The 18,405-nt window shown below is 45.5% G+C and carries 20 protein-coding genes and 1 pseudogene; 4 read left to right on the top strand and 17 right to left on the bottom strand.

Annotated features, from left to right (window positions below):
- Position 1 precedes the first annotated feature (1 nt).
- The 6 genes from ACOV1R_RS02425 to dhaK form a co-directional block, all read right to left on the bottom strand.
- Positions 2 to 964 (bottom strand): LacI family DNA-binding transcriptional regulator, encoded by a 963-nt coding sequence (locus ACOV1R_RS02425; protein WP_003641768.1) that lies wholly within the window; start codon positions 962 to 964, stop codon positions 2 to 4.
- A 23-nt stretch (positions 965 to 987) separates the two neighbouring features.
- Entirely contained in the window at positions 988 to 2,007 is a 1,020-nt protein-coding gene (locus tag ACOV1R_RS02420; protein ID WP_003643677.1) for a LacI family DNA-binding transcriptional regulator, read from the bottom strand.
- 150 nt (positions 2,008 to 2,157) lie between these two features.
- Positions 2,158 to 2,865 carry an MIP/aquaporin family protein gene (locus ACOV1R_RS02415; RefSeq protein WP_003641766.1) on the bottom strand — a complete coding sequence of 236 codons (708 nt, stop codon included), beginning with the start codon at positions 2,863 to 2,865 and terminating at the stop codon, positions 2,158 to 2,160.
- 14 nt (positions 2,866 to 2,879) lie between these two features.
- Positions 2,880 to 3,248, bottom strand: coding sequence for a dihydroxyacetone kinase phosphoryl donor subunit DhaM (dhaM, locus tag ACOV1R_RS02410; RefSeq protein WP_003641765.1), 369 nt, complete (start codon positions 3,246 to 3,248; stop codon positions 2,880 to 2,882).
- Positions 3,245 to 3,826: a dihydroxyacetone kinase subunit DhaL gene (gene dhaL / locus ACOV1R_RS02405; RefSeq protein ID WP_003641764.1), complete on the bottom strand. Its 582-nt coding sequence runs from the start codon at positions 3,824 to 3,826 to the stop codon at positions 3,245 to 3,247. The genes dhaM and dhaL overlap by 4 nt, the downstream gene beginning before the upstream one ends.
- Positions 3,827 to 3,839: 13 nt before the next feature.
- Positions 3,840 to 4,838, bottom strand: a complete 999-nt coding sequence (dhaK, locus tag ACOV1R_RS02400) for a dihydroxyacetone kinase subunit DhaK (protein WP_015379658.1) — start codon at positions 4,836 to 4,838, stop codon at positions 3,840 to 3,842.
- A 161-nt stretch (positions 4,839 to 4,999) separates the two neighbouring features.
- Here dhaK and dhaQ point away from each other — a divergent pair, with 161 nt between their 5' ends.
- Positions 5,000 to 5,989 (top strand): DhaKLM operon coactivator DhaQ, encoded by a 990-nt coding sequence (gene dhaQ / locus ACOV1R_RS02395; RefSeq protein WP_015379657.1) that lies wholly within the window; start codon positions 5,000 to 5,002, stop codon positions 5,987 to 5,989.
- On the opposite strand, the gene dhaS is transcribed toward dhaQ, so the two are convergent.
- Positions 5,986 to 6,504 carry a dihydroxyacetone kinase transcriptional activator DhaS gene (dhaS, locus tag ACOV1R_RS02390; protein ID WP_003641761.1) on the bottom strand — a complete coding sequence of 173 codons (519 nt, stop codon included), beginning with the start codon at positions 6,502 to 6,504 and terminating at the stop codon, positions 5,986 to 5,988. The genes dhaQ and dhaS overlap by 4 nt on opposite strands.
- A 229-nt stretch (positions 6,505 to 6,733) precedes the next feature.
- On the opposite strand from dhaS, the gene ACOV1R_RS02385 reads away from it, so the two are divergent.
- Entirely contained in the window at positions 6,734 to 7,246 is a 513-nt protein-coding gene (locus ACOV1R_RS02385; protein ID WP_003641760.1) for a folate family ECF transporter S component, read from the top strand.
- Between the two features lie 172 nt (positions 7,247 to 7,418).
- On the opposite strand, the gene ACOV1R_RS02380 is transcribed toward ACOV1R_RS02385, so the two are convergent.
- The 10 genes and pseudogenes from ACOV1R_RS02380 to ACOV1R_RS02335 form a co-directional block, all read right to left on the bottom strand.
- Complete coding sequence (locus ACOV1R_RS02380; protein ID WP_003641759.1) at positions 7,419 to 8,960, bottom strand: FAD-binding protein; 1,542 nt, start codon at positions 8,958 to 8,960, stop codon at positions 7,419 to 7,421.
- Between the two features lie 166 nt (positions 8,961 to 9,126).
- Positions 9,127 to 9,789, bottom strand: coding sequence for a TetR/AcrR family transcriptional regulator (locus ACOV1R_RS02375; protein ID WP_003646341.1), 663 nt, complete (start codon positions 9,787 to 9,789; stop codon positions 9,127 to 9,129).
- 18 nt (positions 9,790 to 9,807) lie between these two features.
- Complete coding sequence (locus ACOV1R_RS02370) at positions 9,808 to 11,424, bottom strand: ABC transporter permease (protein ID WP_031263220.1); 1,617 nt, start codon at positions 11,422 to 11,424, stop codon at positions 9,808 to 9,810.
- Positions 11,425 to 11,429: 5 nt separating this feature from the next.
- Positions 11,430 to 12,347, bottom strand: a complete 918-nt coding sequence (locus tag ACOV1R_RS02365) for an ABC transporter ATP-binding protein (protein WP_003646339.1) — start codon at positions 12,345 to 12,347, stop codon at positions 11,430 to 11,432.
- Positions 12,348 to 12,609: 262 nt separating this feature from the next.
- On the bottom strand, positions 12,610 to 13,404 hold the full coding sequence (locus tag ACOV1R_RS02360) for an SDR family NAD(P)-dependent oxidoreductase (RefSeq protein ID WP_003646338.1): 795 nt from the start codon (positions 13,402 to 13,404) through the stop codon (positions 12,610 to 12,612).
- A gap of 168 nt (positions 13,405 to 13,572) precedes the next feature.
- Positions 13,573 to 14,064 (bottom strand): hypothetical protein, encoded by a 492-nt coding sequence (locus tag ACOV1R_RS02355; RefSeq protein WP_003641754.1) that lies wholly within the window; start codon positions 14,062 to 14,064, stop codon positions 13,573 to 13,575.
- Positions 14,065 to 14,394: 330 nt separating this feature from the next.
- Positions 14,395 to 15,206 (bottom strand): annotated as a pseudogene (locus ACOV1R_RS02350) (hypothetical protein).
- A 24-nt stretch (positions 15,207 to 15,230) separates the two neighbouring features.
- Entirely contained in the window at positions 15,231 to 16,016 is a 786-nt protein-coding gene (locus ACOV1R_RS02345) for a hypothetical protein (RefSeq protein WP_003646336.1), read from the bottom strand.
- 28 nt (positions 16,017 to 16,044) lie between these two features.
- A complete protein-coding gene (locus ACOV1R_RS02340) occupies positions 16,045 to 16,374 on the bottom strand; it encodes a helix-turn-helix transcriptional regulator (protein WP_003641750.1) in 330 nt (109 codons plus the stop codon).
- A gap of 144 nt (positions 16,375 to 16,518) precedes the next feature.
- On the bottom strand, positions 16,519 to 17,271 hold the full coding sequence (locus ACOV1R_RS02335; RefSeq protein WP_003641749.1) for a GntR family transcriptional regulator: 753 nt from the start codon (positions 17,269 to 17,271) through the stop codon (positions 16,519 to 16,521).
- A 325-nt stretch (positions 17,272 to 17,596) separates the two neighbouring features.
- Between ACOV1R_RS02335 and ACOV1R_RS02330 the strand changes: the two genes are divergently transcribed.
- Together ACOV1R_RS02330 and ACOV1R_RS02325 are read left to right on the top strand one after the other, a co-directional pair.
- Positions 17,597 to 17,764 carry a hypothetical protein gene (locus tag ACOV1R_RS02330; RefSeq protein WP_003646335.1) on the top strand — a complete coding sequence of 56 codons (168 nt, stop codon included), beginning with the start codon at positions 17,597 to 17,599 and terminating at the stop codon, positions 17,762 to 17,764.
- A 78-nt stretch (positions 17,765 to 17,842) separates the two neighbouring features.
- Positions 17,843 to 18,403 (top strand): ECF-type riboflavin transporter substrate-binding protein, encoded by a 561-nt coding sequence (locus tag ACOV1R_RS02325; RefSeq protein ID WP_003641748.1) that lies wholly within the window; start codon positions 17,843 to 17,845, stop codon positions 18,401 to 18,403.
- Positions 18,404 to 18,405: the final 2 nt, after the last annotated feature.

Here is an 18,405-nt window from a genome sequence, read left to right as displayed (position 1 = left end):
TTTAACGGGTCGATTCAGCCACCGACAACCGTGAATTAATGATGATTTTTTCTTGATCATGCCGCCCGCGAGAACGATCAGTATGGTTGATATTAGCCAATAATAGCCGTGCAGCAGCTCGTCCCATTGCTTCAAGCGGTTGCTTCATCGTTGTCAACCGTTTGGCTGCAATCTGATTTAATAACACGCCATCAAAACCGATAATGCCATATTCTATGGGAACGCGACCACCTTGATTAATAATTGCCGTTTCAACGCCGATCGCCAACCGATCACTTGCACAAATAAACGCCGTATTACGTGGAAAACCAGACCAATGGCTCTTCACATACGCAGTTGCAACGTGTGAATGATTGGCTAATCGAATAATCTGAGCGCTAATATGATGTGTCGTGACGTACTCTCGAAAACCTCGTTCACGATCTAGCTCAAACGGTTCGGCAATAGCGATACCAATAAAGACAAGATGCGTATAGCCCTGTTCCGCGGCATAACGTGTACTTTCCCAGACCGCCTGATAATTATTAGTATCAACGTAGTCGTATCCCTGACGATTGCTACCAACAAAGACGACTGGCTGATTAAGACGTTCGACCCATGCGTAATCGGCTTGCCGAATACCAGTCAAAATATAGCCATCACATTCGCCAACCTCATAGCTATTGCGCGTCGCAATCTGCAAGGCGTATTGATGTTGATTCAATTCATTCGCAATCCCCGCGAGCAACATCATGTAATAGGGTTCCGTCGTGTCCATGTCTTCAAAAATCGTTAATTTTACAACCCGGGTTCTCCGCCCTACTAGGGCTCGCGCTGCCGCATTCGGATGATAGTCTAGCTGTGTCATCACATTTAAAATCATCTCTCGAAGCTCAGGACGAACCTGTTCCGGATGATTAATGACTCGTGAAACTGTCATTTTTGAGACATTAGCTTTTTTCGCGACATCGTTTAGCGTTATCATAATCAAAATACCCCCCTAACTTACTACTGTAAGGACTTGATTTGGTGGACGGAATGGCGTTTAACAATTTGATGAGGCACAATTACTGCCGTTGATAATTCATCAGCAGGATGGTCAGCCATCGCAATCTTGGCCGCTTCTTCACCTAAACGCTGTGGAAAGACCGCAATCGATGTCAGCATCGGGTGCGCTAAATCAGAAAAAATGGAGTTATTAAAACCAATCAGTGAGAATTGTTTAACTTTCCAGTTCGGATCATTATGGAGAACCTGTTGTAATTTCAACGCCAACATATCATCTACGGCCACAAACCCGGTAACATCTGGATACTGTTCAAAAAACTTATGTAGTGTTTTAACACCCGCCGCATGAGTCTCAAACCGTTCTTCCAACATAATATTTGGTAACTGATTTTGCATCATTACACGTTGATAGCCAAGCATCCGATCACTTTGCACCATCCGTGATAAATCTGAATACAAAAACCCAATGCGCCGGTGTCCATGATCAATTAGATATTGGGCTGCATCCGTTCCGGCTTGGATATTATCATTATCAACATACGATGTTTTATTGACGTCTTGGTAAGGTTTACCAATCACAACGTATTGGACATCAAATTGCTTCAAGCGCTCAACAACTGGGTCATTTTTTTCAGAATACAGTAAAATAAAAGTTTTGATATGGCCTTGTGCAATCATGACATCAATATTATGCACCAGTTCATCACTTGAAATCCCCGTTGCTAGCGTTGTCATTGCGCCATTCTTACTACAAACTTCATTGATACCCCGAATCATCTCTAAGAAAAATGGGTTAGAAAAGATTTCGTGATGATCTACTGGTAGTACCACCCCGATTGTATTACTAGCCTTAGTTGCTAAATTCTGCGCATTAAAATCCGGCGCGTAATTTAACTCCCGCGCCGCTTTAATGACCTTGTCACGTGTTGGCTTACTGATAATCTTGCTACCATGCATTGCACGTGACGCTGTTGAAGGCGAAACACCTGCGCGCTGGGCAACATCTTTGATCGTTGCCATCATGATCCCCCCGATCTATTTGAATCCATCTCATTAAATATAAAACGTTTTCATCGTTATTGCAAGCGATTGCATAAACTTGCATTATTTATTTAATTATACTTTATAACAAAAAACTGTGCCCAACAAAATCGGCACAGTTGTGAGTATTTAACTAATAATTGTTTCCAGACCAGCTGCCAAAATACCACCAAGCAATGGACCAAACATTGGAACCCAGGCATAACCCCAATTAGCCAACCCTTTATTAGGAACCGGGAGAATCGTGTAGGCTAATCGTGGCGCCCAATCACGCGCCGGATTAATCGCAAAGCCTGTGGTTCCACCCAAGGTCTGACCAACGACAACAATGAGCAGCCCCACCATCAATGGCTTTAATCCCTGGGTAAAGTTACCGAGATTCAACAACACGAAGATAAAGAAGAAGGTCGCAATCGTTTCGCTTAGAAAATTAAATACCGGGTTACTGATGGCTGGACCAGTTGCAAAAATGCCAACTTGATTGCCATCTGCCGCCGTTTTGGCAGCTTGAAAGTGTGGGTAGTACTGAATAATAACGATTACCGCGCCGATAAAGGCCCCTAAGAACTGGCCTAATAAGTACGGCCAAACGTTAGCCATTGGCAAATAACCGAATAACGCAAAACCAACTGTCACCGCTGGATTTAGATGACCATCCGAACCAAATTGTCCGGCAACATAGACCCCAAACGTAACGGCTAGGCCCCACGCCAAGCAAATAAACGTCCAATTCTGATGGCGTGCATAATTACCCTTTAAATTCATGGCGGCACCACTACCAACCCCAAATACAATTAACACCATGGTACCTAAAAATTCACCTAAAAAACCGTGCATGTTTCGTCACCATCCTACTTGATTTTTAATGGCGCTAATTGAGCTTCGACATCCGCAAGTGGCACAGCCGCCTGTAATAGCGATGCGGCCGTGTAGGCACTCTCAATGAGTGCCGTATCATATAAATGGACCGTTTTATCACTCATTTCAATGGCCATTTCCAGATTCATTTTGGCACTACCAAGATCATAAAAGGCCAAGAGTTCATCCGCATGATTTGCATCAAACGCTTGTGTAATTTTGGTCAGGCTGGTTCCGACTTGATTGTCATCCGTACCACCAGCAATCGTAATCGAAACGTCCTGGGCAACTTGCCCTAACAAACGCTGAATACCTGCGGCAATTTCTGGGACGTGTGAAACAACTACAATTCCTAAACTCATAAGATTCCCTCCGTATCCAGTAACGTTGTAAATAAATAACCACTCGAGACAGCACCTGGATCAAGGTGTCCCACTGAACGTTCACCTAGATAGGATGCTCGCCCTTTTTTAGCCACCATCGGTTCGGTGCTAGCAACTGCATCATCGATAACATCCTGCGTCAATTCGCCCGCTTGGACCGCCTGAACAACCGGCGCCCACACATCAATCAGCGTCTTATCGCCGGTTGTCGCGCCACCCCGCTTTTCAATCCCAGCTAATGCAGCGGCCAACAATCCACCTAAATCGCTATCAATCTTACTTTGCTTTGCCATTTCTAAGAAAGCTGTTCCGTACAATGGTCCAGAAGCACCACCGACTTTGCTAATCAATGCCATCGCCGTTGCTTGAAATAGTTTAGTTATGTCTGCTGGTTGCGTGGCAAGTGCTGCCTTAACTGCTGCTAGGCCCCGAGCCATATTACCCCCATGGTCACCATCGCCAATCGGCGTATCTAATTCACTTAGGTAACTTTGGTGTTGTTCAATCTGATCAGCAAACTTATTCAGCCATACTGTTGTGTTCTCAACTGTTAACATTCTCAATTCCTCCTTATGACCACGCGATTGTTTTGACCGGGTACTGTAAGTAATCTAGCCATTGAGATTCAGCAACATCGAATATCGTCAGTGAAATACCGGCCATATCAATCGAAGTCATATAATTACCAACCTTCATAAAGGCCGGTTGAATGTGCCGTGTTGCCAGTTCATCCAACAAGTCATGGCAAAAGACATACTGATCCATCAATGGCGTCGCTCCCATACCATTAACCAAGAACGCATACTGATGATCTGACTGTAGGTGTAATTCATCATCTAATTTACCTAGCAATTCCTGAACAAGTTGTTTGGATGGCTTGATTTTTTCGCGCCGATAACCTGGTTCGCTATGGATTCCGACGCCAAACTCGATTTCATCATCTGCCAATTCAAAGCCAGGTTTGCCGACTTCCGGCACCGTCGCTGCGGATAATGCGACCGCAATCGTTTTAATCCGTGGTAAAACATGCGTTGCTAAACTTTCTAAATCATCCAAATCAGCGCCTTGATCCGCGGCCGCCCCAAGTATCTTATGCATAAAGATAGTGCCGGCAACCCCGCGACGACCCTGAGTATATAAACTATCCTTAACAGCAATGTCATCATCAACGACAATCGATTTAACTTGAATATCATCTAATTCAGCCATATCTTTCGCCATATCGAAATTCATGACATCACCAGAATAATTCTTCACGACTAAGAAAACGCCCTTACCTTGATCGACAGCCTTAATTGCCGCATAAATTTGGTCTGGCGTCGGTGAGGTGAAAACCTGTCCTGCCACGGCAGCGCTGAGCATGCCAGGACCAACAAAGCCGGCGTGGGCGGGCTCATGACCACTCCCGCCACCACTAACAATTCCAACTTTTCCCCGCATTGAATCTTGATCACTACGAACCATTGCTTCGGTATCCGGTAATTTAGTTAAATATTGAGGATAGGCACGTACTAACCCATCAACCATTTCGTCGACGACATTCTTGGGATCATTAATTATTTTTTTCATTTTTGTTGTCCTTCCTTTCTCGAATTAACAAGTTAATTGTAAATGAATCCGCTTTCAAAAATAATGGACAGTTTTGTTATTTTGTCCGCCAGCTTCCGACAAGCATGGTCATTCGAATGCGTTATAATAAAATCAAACTAACAATATAAGAAGGTGTTCCCATGCAAATCATTAATGAACCTCAAAATGCCCTGAGTCAAGCAACTCAGGGCATTCAATGGGCCTATCCAAATTTAACATGGGTACCAAATACATTCGGATGTTACGACAGCAACTTTCAAGATGATCAGATTCCGTTAATTGCTGGTGGGGGCAGCGGTCACGATCCGGCACACTGGGGTTATGTTGGGCCTGGTATGTTAACTGCCGCAATCATGGGAACGGTTTTTCAACCCCCTACATCTCAAGAAATCGTTAAAGTCACAAAACAGGTGACACGCCAGCGTCGCGTTTTTTTCATTGTTAAAAATTTTCCAGCAGATGTTAGTGCGTTTACGGCTGCTCAACAACAACTGAAAAAGGAACATTGGCAAACTGGTCTATGTATTGTGGCAGACGATATTTCCGTGGATCATGAATCTTTAAAACAGCGCCGACGAGGAGTTGCTGGCACGATTTTAGTGCATAAAATTCTTGGTGCCGCTGCAGCTCAGGGGGCCTCTATCGCTGAATTGACCCACATCGCTGCCGCCCTAGTGCCAAACATTCACACGATTGGGGTTGCTGCTAGCGGTGCCCGCATTCCAGGACAGTCAACGGCATCGTTTAACTTGAATCCTGGTGAAATTTATTACGGTATCGGTATTCACGGGGAACCCGGTTATCGGCGTGAACCTTTTCAATCGTCAGAACGACTCGCACAGGAATTAATTAGTAAATTACGTCTCAACTTTAAGTGGCATGCTGACGACCATTACGCCGTTTTCGTTAACTCCCTCGGTGGGACAACGCCCATGGAACTCATGGTGTTCAATAATGATGTTCACGAATTACTCACCTTAGCCGCACTAACAATCGACTTCAACAAAGTGGGAACTTTTTTAACTGCTAACGGGATGCATGGGTTGTCATTAACCTTACTCAGCCTAGCCGACCCTGACTGGTTAACTGCTCTAAACCGACCCGTCAAAACTGCTGCTTGGCCTAACTAGTTCAAAATTTCGAGTGTCATTTCGATGGCCGCAATAGCGTGCTGAGAAAGCACCTCATAATCTTCAGGATGATTCGCAACGATATTATGCGTTAACGATTGTGCGATTCCCAAGCACAGCAACCAGATTAGGGCCGCCGTTTCTGTTGTATTGGCGTGCGTTAGTTCAGTCAATAACGTGGCTAAGTGGTTACCGACAAGTGCCGTCACGTCAATTTCATGCTGCGTGTTAATACATTCTGCATAAAATTGACGATTCGCATCTAACTCGTAACAAACTAGTTTAATAATGTCGATCCAAGGCAAATAATTCAGATTATGTTCAACCGTTTCAGTCAGGGTGTCATCAATAAACCAGGTTAATAATTCATATTTATCTTGAAAATAATCATAAAATGTTTGCCGTCTAAAATCGGCGGTGCTCATAATTGCCGTCACGGAAGTTCGGCTAAAGCCCCTCACTAGGACGACGTCATGAAAGGCTTGTGCAATTTTCTTTTTTGTAATGTATGCCATTCAAACGCCTCCATACTGCCTTTTATCAACATTGTAGCGATAACTGCAACCCATGTCCAACGGAAGCCATATTCCGGATTAATTGACCACTAGGAGAAACGCTACATAATGTCATAGCGTTTCTCCTAGTGATATTTTTATATTACTTATAACCAATAATTTCAGGTCTAGTAATTCTCAACAAATTCCCCTAAAATACATTCAACACACTTAGGGGGCTTCAATTATTATGACATCATCACTCACGGTTCGGCGTATCCCGTTACTCGGTGCTTTAATTGCCATGCAACTTATCTTAGGAAGTTTACTGTCAATTCAACTATTGCTAACCAAGATATCCTTCGCGTTTATTATTATTGGTTTAACGGCCCGTTTATTTTCACCACTAGTTACAGCCGGCAGTAGCGCGATTTCCTCCCTACTCGGAATGCTGCTCTTCCCAAAGTTCACCTTTTTTCCTGGTTTTATCCTAACCGCTTTTCTGACCGGGTTAGTCTTTGGATACGCCTTTCAACATCAAACTTCACTGACACGCGTTCTCGTCGCTAACTTTATCGTCGTCTTTATTCTCAATTTGTTTCTAAACAGCCTCTGGCTTCATCTCATGTACTTAACACCATGGTCCGTTTTGCTAACAACGCGCATGATACAAGAAGTCATAACCTACGTCTGCTACTCAGTTATCTTGATCGCCCTATTTAAGATTCCGATTCTGAACCAGCTCACCGCACGCTTTAAGTGACGGTGGTCATTAATTATTTCGTTAATTAAGTAATGACTGGTGGTACTTAATTTAAAGCTAAGTAAAAAACCAAGGGCCACAGTACATTGCTGTGACCCTTAGTTTTTGTGCAAACAATTGATTGTCATACGACCCCGTCAGACCTACCAACAGTGCCGAACTCGACTTCGTATTAATTTAATGCTGCCACCATTCCGGCCAAAAATTCAGCGGCACCGCCCACGAAAATTTGTTGTGAATGCTTGAAGATTGGCGCTTGTTCATCCGTATTCACAGAAAGAACGTGTTGCGCACCAGCCATGCCAGCCAAGTAATCATCATCACCAGCGACGCCAATGTTGATCAAGACTTCTGGTGCAACCGTCACTGCTGAGGCACCAATTTGTTGCTCAATGCTAAATTGTTCCATAGCCGTTAGCGGCTGGGTAACAGCCAATGCTGCACCAATCCACTTGGCCAATTGTTGGGCTTGAAGCAATACTGCCGGTTCCATCGCGCCTCGACCTAATGCCACGACGCGTTTCGCCGTAGCAATACTGCCGACATTGACTGGCACATCCCTAGTCAAATTCAAGCGTTTTACGACCCGATGTAGGTCGGCCACGACTAGGTGCTCAGGAGCTGTGTGGGGTCCCGTTGTCGGGACATCGGCCACTTCGTCATTCAGGCTCGTCGTGGCAAAAGTCAACGCCAATTGCGTATCCGTGCCAACAATCAACGGTAGTGTCGCCACGTCATTTTGCAAGGCACTTAACGGCGAGTGTTGCGTATAGGCTAGATCACCGATCAATGGCATCAAAATTTTAAACGGCGCCAAGGCATTTTGGCTGGCAAACATTGCCGCCAATTGCGCTGCGTCTGTAAATGGGCGCTCATCATCGGCCTGTTGGGCCGCATTGTAGACACTAGTCTGTAAGGCGGCCGTAATCGCCATTGCTGGCGCCAAGGCAGTTAACGGCGGCTGTTCTGTCAGCGCTAACTGTCGTGCCTGGTCTGTGGCATGTTGCCATATTCCCGCTGTAATCGCCCCGGCAAATAATTGCCCCAAGCTTTGCGCCCGTTGCATCACTCGTTGTCCTTGTCCCAATTGACCGATTTGATCAGCGGCCGTAACCGGGACATCGGTGAGTTGAACATCCGCGATGGTCAATCCGTGTAACCCTAAAGGGGTTATTGGTTGGCTGACCGTGACGCCTGGCTGATCAGCACTAATAACAAAGGCCCCTGTAGCATTCGGTGGTGTCTGTGCGAGAACTAAATACTCAGTTGCCTGTGTAACATTCAATACCGTTTTAACCGCACCGGACAGTTGCCAGCCAGCTGTTACCGGCGTTGCTTTGACGGTACTACTAGCCATGACTTGTTCCGGTAATGCCGCGAGTCCAAAAACACCTGATTGTGCACAATACCGTTGGCGTTGTTGCGGGGTTCCAAACGTTAATATTGCATCCTCAACTTGCCAACTACTGGCAAAACTCATAGCGAGCCCAGCTGAACTTTGCGCCAGCGCTAATGTACTCAAAACCCGTTGGCTCAGGCGGTCATCTGGTAGTGGATCGTCCAAAGCCAATTGCTGGGCAAGCGTTGTCAGTGTCGGTCGATCGACTTTCCCAGTCGACTCCATCTGCATGGCGAGTCCCATCAATTGCTCACGTGCCAGTGCCATCAACCGTTGCCACAATCCCGTCTGTCGTGCCGTTAAATGTAATTCCATTCCGATCCCTCACTTCATCCGTCATCTATTAAGTCTAACTTACCACATTTTTAGCCTGCTAACGAAAAAAGCGAATAAACATTATCACTATTGAACGCTGCCGAATCCACCGGTCGAAAAACAGTCGTCCGGATTAAACATCCGTCGACTGTTGAAATACGTATTATTACTGCTGGTCATCTAAATCTGCCGCCATAAACCCATGTTCTAAAATCGCCATGTAGGTTTTTGCGCGACTGACCACCCATTCGATATCGGCCATCGATTCAACTTGATGATTCTCACGCATATAGGTCTGAAATTCCATAAAAATCTGATTGTAAACACCCATAATCAAAGCAATCGTTGCATCACGATCAACATCCGCACGCAGCGTCATTTTATCCAGCACCTGACTGATCATTTCCCGGGAAATAGTCATCGACTTAGTATACAGGATCTTCATTTGTGCCTGTATCTTTACCGGCAAGCGCTCCAGCGCGCCATACGCGTCAATCAAGACCTTCATTTCATCCGGGTGGTCTTTACCAAACGCCGCCTTGTAACGCGCACTCCGCACCATCAACGTGACTAGGTCATCTGGAACATCAAAAACTTGTTGATTAATGGTGGCAATAATCGTGTCAGTAGCAAGCTGAACAGTGGCCAAATACAAGCGCTGTTTGCTACCGTAATAATGAAATAATAGGCCCTTAGACACCGTTGCCGCGGACGCAATCACATCCGTTTTAGCATCTCGATAGCCACTGACGGCAAAGGTGTGCATGGCCGCGTGCATAATACGCTCGACCTTCGCCGGGTCTTTAGGAACAGGTTGTTTTACTGCCATGTCACGCACTCCTTTCGTTTACTGAGCTAGATCACGCCGCCGATAACTTAGTGCTGCTACTACTAATATTAGCACAGTTAATAACAGGCACCAGCTACTTGTCGTTCCATCTAAGGGCTTGATTGGTACCTTGTTAACAAAGCCAAGGGGCGTTAAACGGCGTGCCCATTTTGGCAAATCAATCAAATTACCAAGATACAATGAGAAGAAGGCGTAAAATACCCAGATCCACGCAGCATACCGCCATTTAGGTCGCCAGCCCGCTAAGGCACTCGTCACCGCTACCATCACTAACATCGCCGGTGCATAGGCCGCAAACACGTGCCAATAGGTCACCCAACTGATGGGCTTGACCATACTCGTCAGGCCCATCAAATACATACCACTTAGACCGGCAAGTAAAACGAGCAGTCCCGTTACGATTGCCCAGCCGGTATAGCTTGCCCACACGTGCCACCGTGATGTGGCCGTCGCATAAACTTGATGTAGATAGCCTTTTTGTTCATCATTGACCAGTTTGAGCATTAACTGTACTGCTGGAACCAGTGCAACGATCACCATGACGATAGCCAACACAGCAATGAAATTTTTGACGATCAAGCGATTCGCTGCTGCTAAAGCTAACGCACCTAGCAGTTGTTTGATCATTGGATTGCTCTTTGCCAGATCGCCAATCGTATTAAAGACGGACGCATACGCGGCACCTAAGATAAAGTTCCCTAGTAGCCATGCAATAATCAGACCATGTGCCTGCCGCCATAATAGGGTCACGGGACCCCGCAACAAACCGCTAGCCTGTCGCCGACCGCGCCGTGATTCGACTAAGCCCGCGCCCAAGTCCCGATAAGCATTAAGAGCTGCAGCCAAACTTAAACAACCAAGACCCAGTAATACATACAGACCGATTGGTAACCAATCATTGGTTTGATACGCATCTAATTTTTCAATCCAACCAAAGGGGATCCACCAAGTCAGGTCTGGACGGTTAACATCCGTGCCCATTCGTGCAACGTACATGACGCCCAGTAGCAAATAGCTCAGCATCGTCGTACCACTCGCACTAGTCATTACCTGTGCAAGTAACAGCGTCAACATTCCAAAAGCCCAGCCTAAGCCCCCTAAGCCCAGACCAATTAACCAATTACCTGGCGTCGTCGCTCCCGGAAGCTTGGCGACGGTCAGCCCGAGGGCAAAAAGAAAACCAATCAAACCATTTAGCGCCGTTAACTCAGCTGCCCCGGCGAATAGTGGTGCTAACCGACCGACCGCGTGGGCACGCACTAGCTCTAGCAGGCCATCATCTTCATCCCCGCGCGTCGTAACCACGGCCACCATGATATTCATCACAATCATGACGATGGCCATAAAAACCATCATTTCAGTTGCAAACACCTTGGCCGTCGTATATGGCGATTTGGCCGAAAACGCACCAAATAAGGAAATCATCGCGGGCGTTTTAAGCGTTTTGACAATTTCATTCAGTGCCATCTGAGTGCCATAAATACCATCAAACTTCGCGGCGATGGCCGTGAATAGCCCCGTCAACACGACGACCCAAATGAGCAACTTTTTCCAATCTCGTCGTAAGTTGAACCGTATCAGTAATCCGGTACGAGCAAATAGTTGTGTTGCCATCAGCATCACTTCCCCTTCACCGGTTGTTGTTCGGTCGTGTAATAGCGCATGAATAAATCTTCTAACGTTGGTGGGGTCGTTGTTAAGCTGATCAGTTTCCGACTCGCCAAGTACTGCACTACCGGCGTCAACTGGTCAGCATCGACGGCTAGACTGACGTGGTTATCTCCGTGGCGCGCTGTGACCCCGTGAACACCAGCTAGGGTGGTCAAGTCAGCCAAAGGCAGTCGTGTTTGCACATCGACCGTGGTTCGGGTTAAGTGCCGCATCTCAGCTAACGACCCCGTTTCAACAATCTGTCCCTCACGGATAATACCGATGCGATCACACATTTTTTCCACTTCTGACAGAATATGGCTAGATAACAGGACGCTCTTCTCTCGCCGTTTTAAAGCCAATACTTCATTTTGAAACGTCTGCTCATTTAGCGGATCCAGTCCGGACGTTGGTTCGTCAAAAATATATAGATCAGCATCCGTTGAGAGTGCCGCAATCAAGGCCACCTTTTGCCGATTACCTTTAGAATAAGTGCGCGCTTTTTTACGCGGATCCAGTTCGAATTGTTTAATTAGCGCGTCCGTCTTAGCCGTATGCTGACCACCGTTTAGTTTAAGAAACAAGTCAATAATTTCCCCACCACTTAGATTAGGCCATAAATAAACATCGCCTGGCACATAAGCAATTCGCTTATGAATCGCCACACTATCCTGCCAGACATCGCGACCAAAAATCGTCGCCTGCCCACCACTAGCTTTTAAAATTCCAAGTAGTACCCGAATAGTAGTTGATTTACCAGCACCATTCGGACCGATAAATCCAAAAACTTCCCCCGCGTTGATTTCAAAATTAATATCCTTGAGAGCCTGAAACTTCCCGAAATGCTTTTGCAAGTGACTAATCCTTAATAACGGTTCTTTATCCATATGACTCACTCCCATCCTTCAAATTCGAGCATCTTATTGTTGATGCTGCAATCATAGGCGCCGTTGACTAGTAAGTCAATGACTAGCCAGTCAATCAGTTAAAAATTTCATTTTAAACATCTAATCCGCTTGAAACTGGCTTCTGAGGCTAGTCAAGTCAACAAAAAAACTGTTTTGGCGATAAACTTTACTCGCTAAAACAGTTTTTTGACATCTGAATTTCTATGGCAGAACCAGAAAGATATATCGTCTTCATTAGCCACTAGAAGATAGTTGGGACTAACCCACCATCCGCCCGCAATGCTTCACCAGAAAAACTGCTAGCAAACGGACTAGCGATAAACACTGCTAACCGACCAATTTCTTCCGGCCGAATCAAACGCTGAATTTGTGATAGTGGTCGATGATTAATCATAAAGTCATGCTCCCACTGATCCTTTGGCAAATCTGAATCAGCATACATATCATCTAACATTTTCTGAACACCTTCTGTTAATGTCGAGCCGGGCATAACCGTGTTAACCGTTACGTGGCTACCAACTGTTAACTTCGACAGACTCTTCGCTAAAGAAAGGTTCATCGATTTAGTCATCGAATATTGGGGCATTTCCCCCGAAGGCATAACTGCTTCTTCACTCGCAATAAAGATAATGCGTCCAAAATCTTGGGCTAACATTGCAGGTAAATAATGTTTTGCCAACCGATTGCCAGACAACACGTTCACTTTAAAGAAGCGTTCCCAAGTTGCATCGTCAATCTCATCGTAAGCCATTGGCCCAAAGATTCCCATATTGTTGACCAATACGTCAACCGTTGGAATTTGTTGAAACATTTTGTCAGCTTGCTGCGGATCACTAATATCATACGGTGCCGCCACTGGATGAGTTGTTGGGTATGCCGCTGCGAGTTCATCCACAACCGCTGCCACCGTATCTGTGCGGCGACCATTAATGACCACATCCGCGCCTTCCTTGGCAAATGCTACCGCAATTGCCCGTCCGATTCCCTTAGTCGAACCAGTGACCAAGACCCGTTTCCCTGCTAATCCCATTTCCATGCTCAAAGTTCCTCCGTTCTAATTTAAATTGCTCGTTAAGTCTAACTAGTTTGATCAATAAACACAAATAATCGGTCCTCACGGGTATTAATCTAACTCGTTTATTTCCCGGGTAATAATCGCAAAAAAAGCACACCAGTCTCCTGGCATGCTAATTATGTACGCATCTTAATCCGCGCTTGATTTCGCATATTCTTCTAACACTGGCATAACGTAGCGTTGTTCTGCTTGCTTACGTGCCATGATGGCATCATCCATATCAGCAAACTGCTGATTCAAAACTAAGCGGCCCCGATACATTAACCGTGCGACCCACTTCTGTGAGCATCGGTCAAAGGAAACACCAATGACCCCGCTCCGATTCCGGCTATTCGGTTTCAATCGATCGACCGAAGTTCCTTGATAAAGCGGTAAGTTATCACTACGTCCCATATTTTTACGGGTTTGCGGATTTTCAAAAATATTCTTTCGACTAACATCTGCCCGTAAACAGCCACAGCTCTTCGTAATCCCTTTCCGTAACCGATAACTATCGACAACTACTTGTCGTCCACATGAACACTGACACAACCACCGTGCATTACCATTCGGCGCACTTTCAGCCCGTTCGATAACGGTCAAACGGCTGAAAGTCTCACCAGTTAAATCCTTAAGTCGCATCAAAATCACCTCACTAAGCTTTCTGTGTAATCAGCTCAATTGTCTTCAACACAATCGAGCTTGTACTATTTAAGTTAACCCGATTATATGAAATATTTGTGACGAATAAAAAAACTTTTATAGTAAAATTCGCGCAATATCCATTAATTTCCAGCTGATTAACTAACACTCAACCTATTCCAGCTTTGTCTTTTATTTAGAATACTACTATTATGATTATATGTCACTTTTTATCATTTATATTATCATCAGACCGGTAAACACAAAAAAACGTTAGTCTCAGAATAGTCTAACGTTTTATATGTTAATTGTACAAACAATTATTGCCAATCACACAAACCAGCCCAGTGGCGCGAGCCCTAACCAGCTCAGAACGTTAACGTTAGTGTCAGTCGCAACAAATGGTCGTAAAGTCTGCTTAATTTCTGTCGCATTGGCTAGCGTTTGCAGATCATACCAATACTGGCCCTTTTTACTATGACCAACTAAGGTCCACCGACCTAACGACTTTAATGCCGGTTTCTCGGTGTCAAGATCAGCAGTCAATGCACTCACAAAAACGTGCATCGTCGGCATCCAGGCCCCGTCGTACTGTTCAGTGTCACGCCGTAACTGGCTGATTTGATTCTGCAAACGATGCGCCGTCCGATACAGTCCTAATACCGCGAGAAGTCCTACTAACAGCATTAGCATCCAGACGCCTATTAAATCTGTATCACCCCGATGAAGATCAGAATCAAAAACAATCCCCATACCACAACCCCTGCATAAAGACTGAGGTTGATCGTATTCATCGCCCGATCACGTAACTGCAAAGCTACTTGCAAACGAATCTTAGGATCAGTTGGTGCCATTGTCGTTTGCTGTAATGCTGGTTGGTCGCTGCCGGTATACACAATCTGAACATCTGGTTGCTGTACTTGCACTTGGGCGAGAACTTGAAACGCGCTGTTACTGTTGCTCATGTCAGCCGCGATTGCTTGCGGCACATACTCACTAAAGACCCGATAAATCGTCGGCACTTTTTTAAACTGATACCAATTTCCATGAATAGCCATCAATAAATAGCGTCGCTGCGCTTGCGCATTCAGCCATGCCAACTCCTGTTCAGAACCTTTGATCAAAAATCGATGCCGCCACATACCTACCACTTCCATTTTAAAAGTTTAAACAAATCCAATTGGTGCCAATCCCAGCCAACTTACAATCGATACAGAAACGCTATCTTCCACAATTAGCTGTAGCGATTGCTTGATTTCCGCAGCACTTGCCAGCGTCTTCAAGTCATACCAGTACATCCCGTGATGATCTTGACCGACGTAAGCCCACGCCCCTAGACCTGCCACTTTTTCTGTATCCAGCTCAGTGGACATGTTTTTCAAGAAAACGTGCATCGTTGGCCGCCAAGCATCATCATATTGTTGCGTAATGACTCGCAGCGCATTCGCCTGTTTATGCAGCCGACTTGCTTGCCATGCAGGATAGAAGGTAAATAGCAACCATGCTAGCATTCCCCAACTGGCCACGTTATCACTCACATTCAGGCTAATCACGATCACGGCCAGTATCAGACCAACCACTAACCTAATATTCATGACATTTAACAAGTGTCCCCGTTGCGCCAGTGCAATTTTCAACTGCAACGGTGCGTCCTGACGATCCACTCGTGCCCCCTGCAACTCAGTCTGAGCCGTGCCCGTATAAATCACCTGTACGGCTGGTTTCGTCAATTGTAGCCGTGCTAACAATTTGAACGGTGTGTGCTGGTCGTCGATTTCAGTTGCAACATTACCGCTCACATATTCACTAAAGACTTGATACCGCGTCGTCGTTTTTTGAAATTGATACCAGTTCCCCCTGATACGCCGCAGTAATTGCCCGCGTTGTACCTGCTGATTGAGCCATCGCAATTCCTGCTCTGAGCCTTTGACTGCCATTTGATAACGCCACATATACTCACTTCCCCGTTAAATTAACCCATTACAATCCCGCCTGCTCACAAATCTGATTCAATAATTGCAGTCGTTTTCGTTCAGCCGCCAAAACCGATTCACCACTCCCCGTGATTTCATATGTATGCACGTCATTTTCATCGACTCGTTCCGTCATTAAATAATCCTTAGTCATGGCATGCAAATTCGTAAATAAGGTTCCCAATCCTAGCTGTAGTTGATTATTGGTCATTTCAGCGATCTTTGCCGGAATCGCTTCACTGGTAATTGGCTGGCGAACACTGACTAACACTAAGAACGCTGCTTCCGTCATTGGTTCATACTTATCAATTAATCGTTGATAAAAGTTAGCTGGCATATTTTCATCCCCCTTAATCAGATTATTGAAGCGCTTTCTTTTTCAATCAATTTAATTATGGGCCACCGTTTTCTTGAATGCAACTCCCCAGAATAATTTCCACAAAAAATCGGTAGCCACTGATTAACGCGGTTACCGATTGCTTTAATGAATTTGAACATCCGCTACGACCGTACTTGTCTCGTATGGGAAATGTGATTCGGAGACTTCAAAGGGTTGACCATCATCCATGTAACTAATCTGATTAATGACCAACACGGGATCATTCAGAGTCGCGCCCATTGCGGCAACGTCATCAGCCGTCACTCGGGCTGCCGAGATAATACGGTGTGAACCCGCGATTTTCTTGCCACTATGTTGCTCTAAGTAACCGTAGACCGAGCCTTCGAGGACTTGCTTCGTCAACGTCACGATACTCGTTGGCATAATCGTATGCTCATACGCCCACACCTTACCATCAACGTAGCGGGTCCGCCGAATAACGTACACCGGATCCATCTCATCGATTAACAACTGTTCCGCTTCCCGCTTAGTAGGCAAGCGAGCTTGTAATTCCAACACCTTACTCGTCACCTTTTTACCGGCATTCGTTTGCGTTGTTCCCAGGGGCTTGTCTACCAGCGTTTCTTGGCGCCGTTCAGTCAAACCAAAGTCCTTGCGAACAAAGGTCCCCGCGCCACGCTTGGAGTAAACCATCCCTTCAATAATCAGTAATTGAATGGCCTTGTGAATCGTAATTCGTGTCGTATCAAAAGTTTCAGCTAATTTATTCTGGTCGGGCATCAATTCGCCCGGCGTATATTTACCGGATTTTATGTCTTGTCGCAGACTATCCGCAATCGTTTCATACTTATAAGCCAAACTACTCACATCCCCTTCATCATTTGGTCTTGTCAACTAGTTTACCCCTTTTAGTAGCTAATTGAAATCATTTGTATATACTTTTATTGGCTTTGTTTAATTAACGACCAATCCAACTAATCATCAGCATCCGTCACTGACCGTATAGCCGAATGAATCAGCGCATTTGACCACCATTTAATCAGCTGTTCCCGATTTTCCCGTTCAATCTCGATGTAACCGGCTACATCCGTTCGGTTTTACTTGCACCCCCACAGACTTTGGCGTATGCTTTAATAGTTAAATTCAGATTAGAAAAAGCTGTGACAAGATGAGTAAGCTAATTCTCGTGCTTAGAGAGTCGTATTTTTGGTGCAAAACGATGACGTGGTTAGTTGAAGATGGTCTTGAAGAAGCTACTGGGGCCATCTCAGTCGGAGCGATCCGTTACGATCATGATAAGTCCCTGTGGGAAAATCTCGGTGGTAACACGCAAACGCGTCCTAGAAAGCATTCGCTTTTAGGCGCGTTTTTTTATGACCATAACTGATCTGAAATTAACGCCTGTTCGCTTTTATTAATGGTTATTAGAACTTATTCATTCTCAATACTTAAGGAGTGTTACACTATGCAAAACAAGCAATCCAATTCAATTCGTACCGTCGTGGCTACCGGGATCGGCGCCGCCGTTATTTTTGTTCTCATGAAATTTGTCGCCATTCCAACGGGTGTGCCGAATACCCAGGTTAACGTCGCGATGGGGTTTTTAGCCTTACTAGGAGCCATCTTTGGTCCCGTTGCAGCTGGTTTAGCCGTGTTCATCGGTCACGCCTTAAACGACTTCGTAACTTATGGTTCGCCTTGGTGGACCTGGGTCATCGTTGATGGTCTGATTGGGGTTGCCTTCGGACTAGCTAAAAATCGGCTCAAGATTGAAAATGGCGTACTAGGAACGGCAAAATTAGTCTGGTTTAACATTTACCAAATCATCGTCAACTTTATTGGTTGGGTGCTTTTAGCACCAACTGGTGATATTATTATTTATCATGAACCGGCCAACAAAGTTTACCTTCAAGGTGTCATTACTTGGATCGCCGATTCCATCTCAGTTGCCATCATTGGGACCATCCTACTAGTCTTGTACGCCCGGACGCGGACCCAACGTGGGAGCTTAACAAAGGAACGTTAATA

Origin of the sequence: Lactiplantibacillus sp. YT640 (assembly GCF_049745435.1) — a bacterium.
In the GTDB taxonomy this organism is placed as follows: Bacteria; Bacillota; Bacilli; order Lactobacillales; family Lactobacillaceae; genus Lactiplantibacillus; species Lactiplantibacillus plantarum.
The sequence above is the reverse complement of the archived record's forward strand: the minus strand, read 5'-3'. Positions and strand labels throughout refer to the sequence as shown.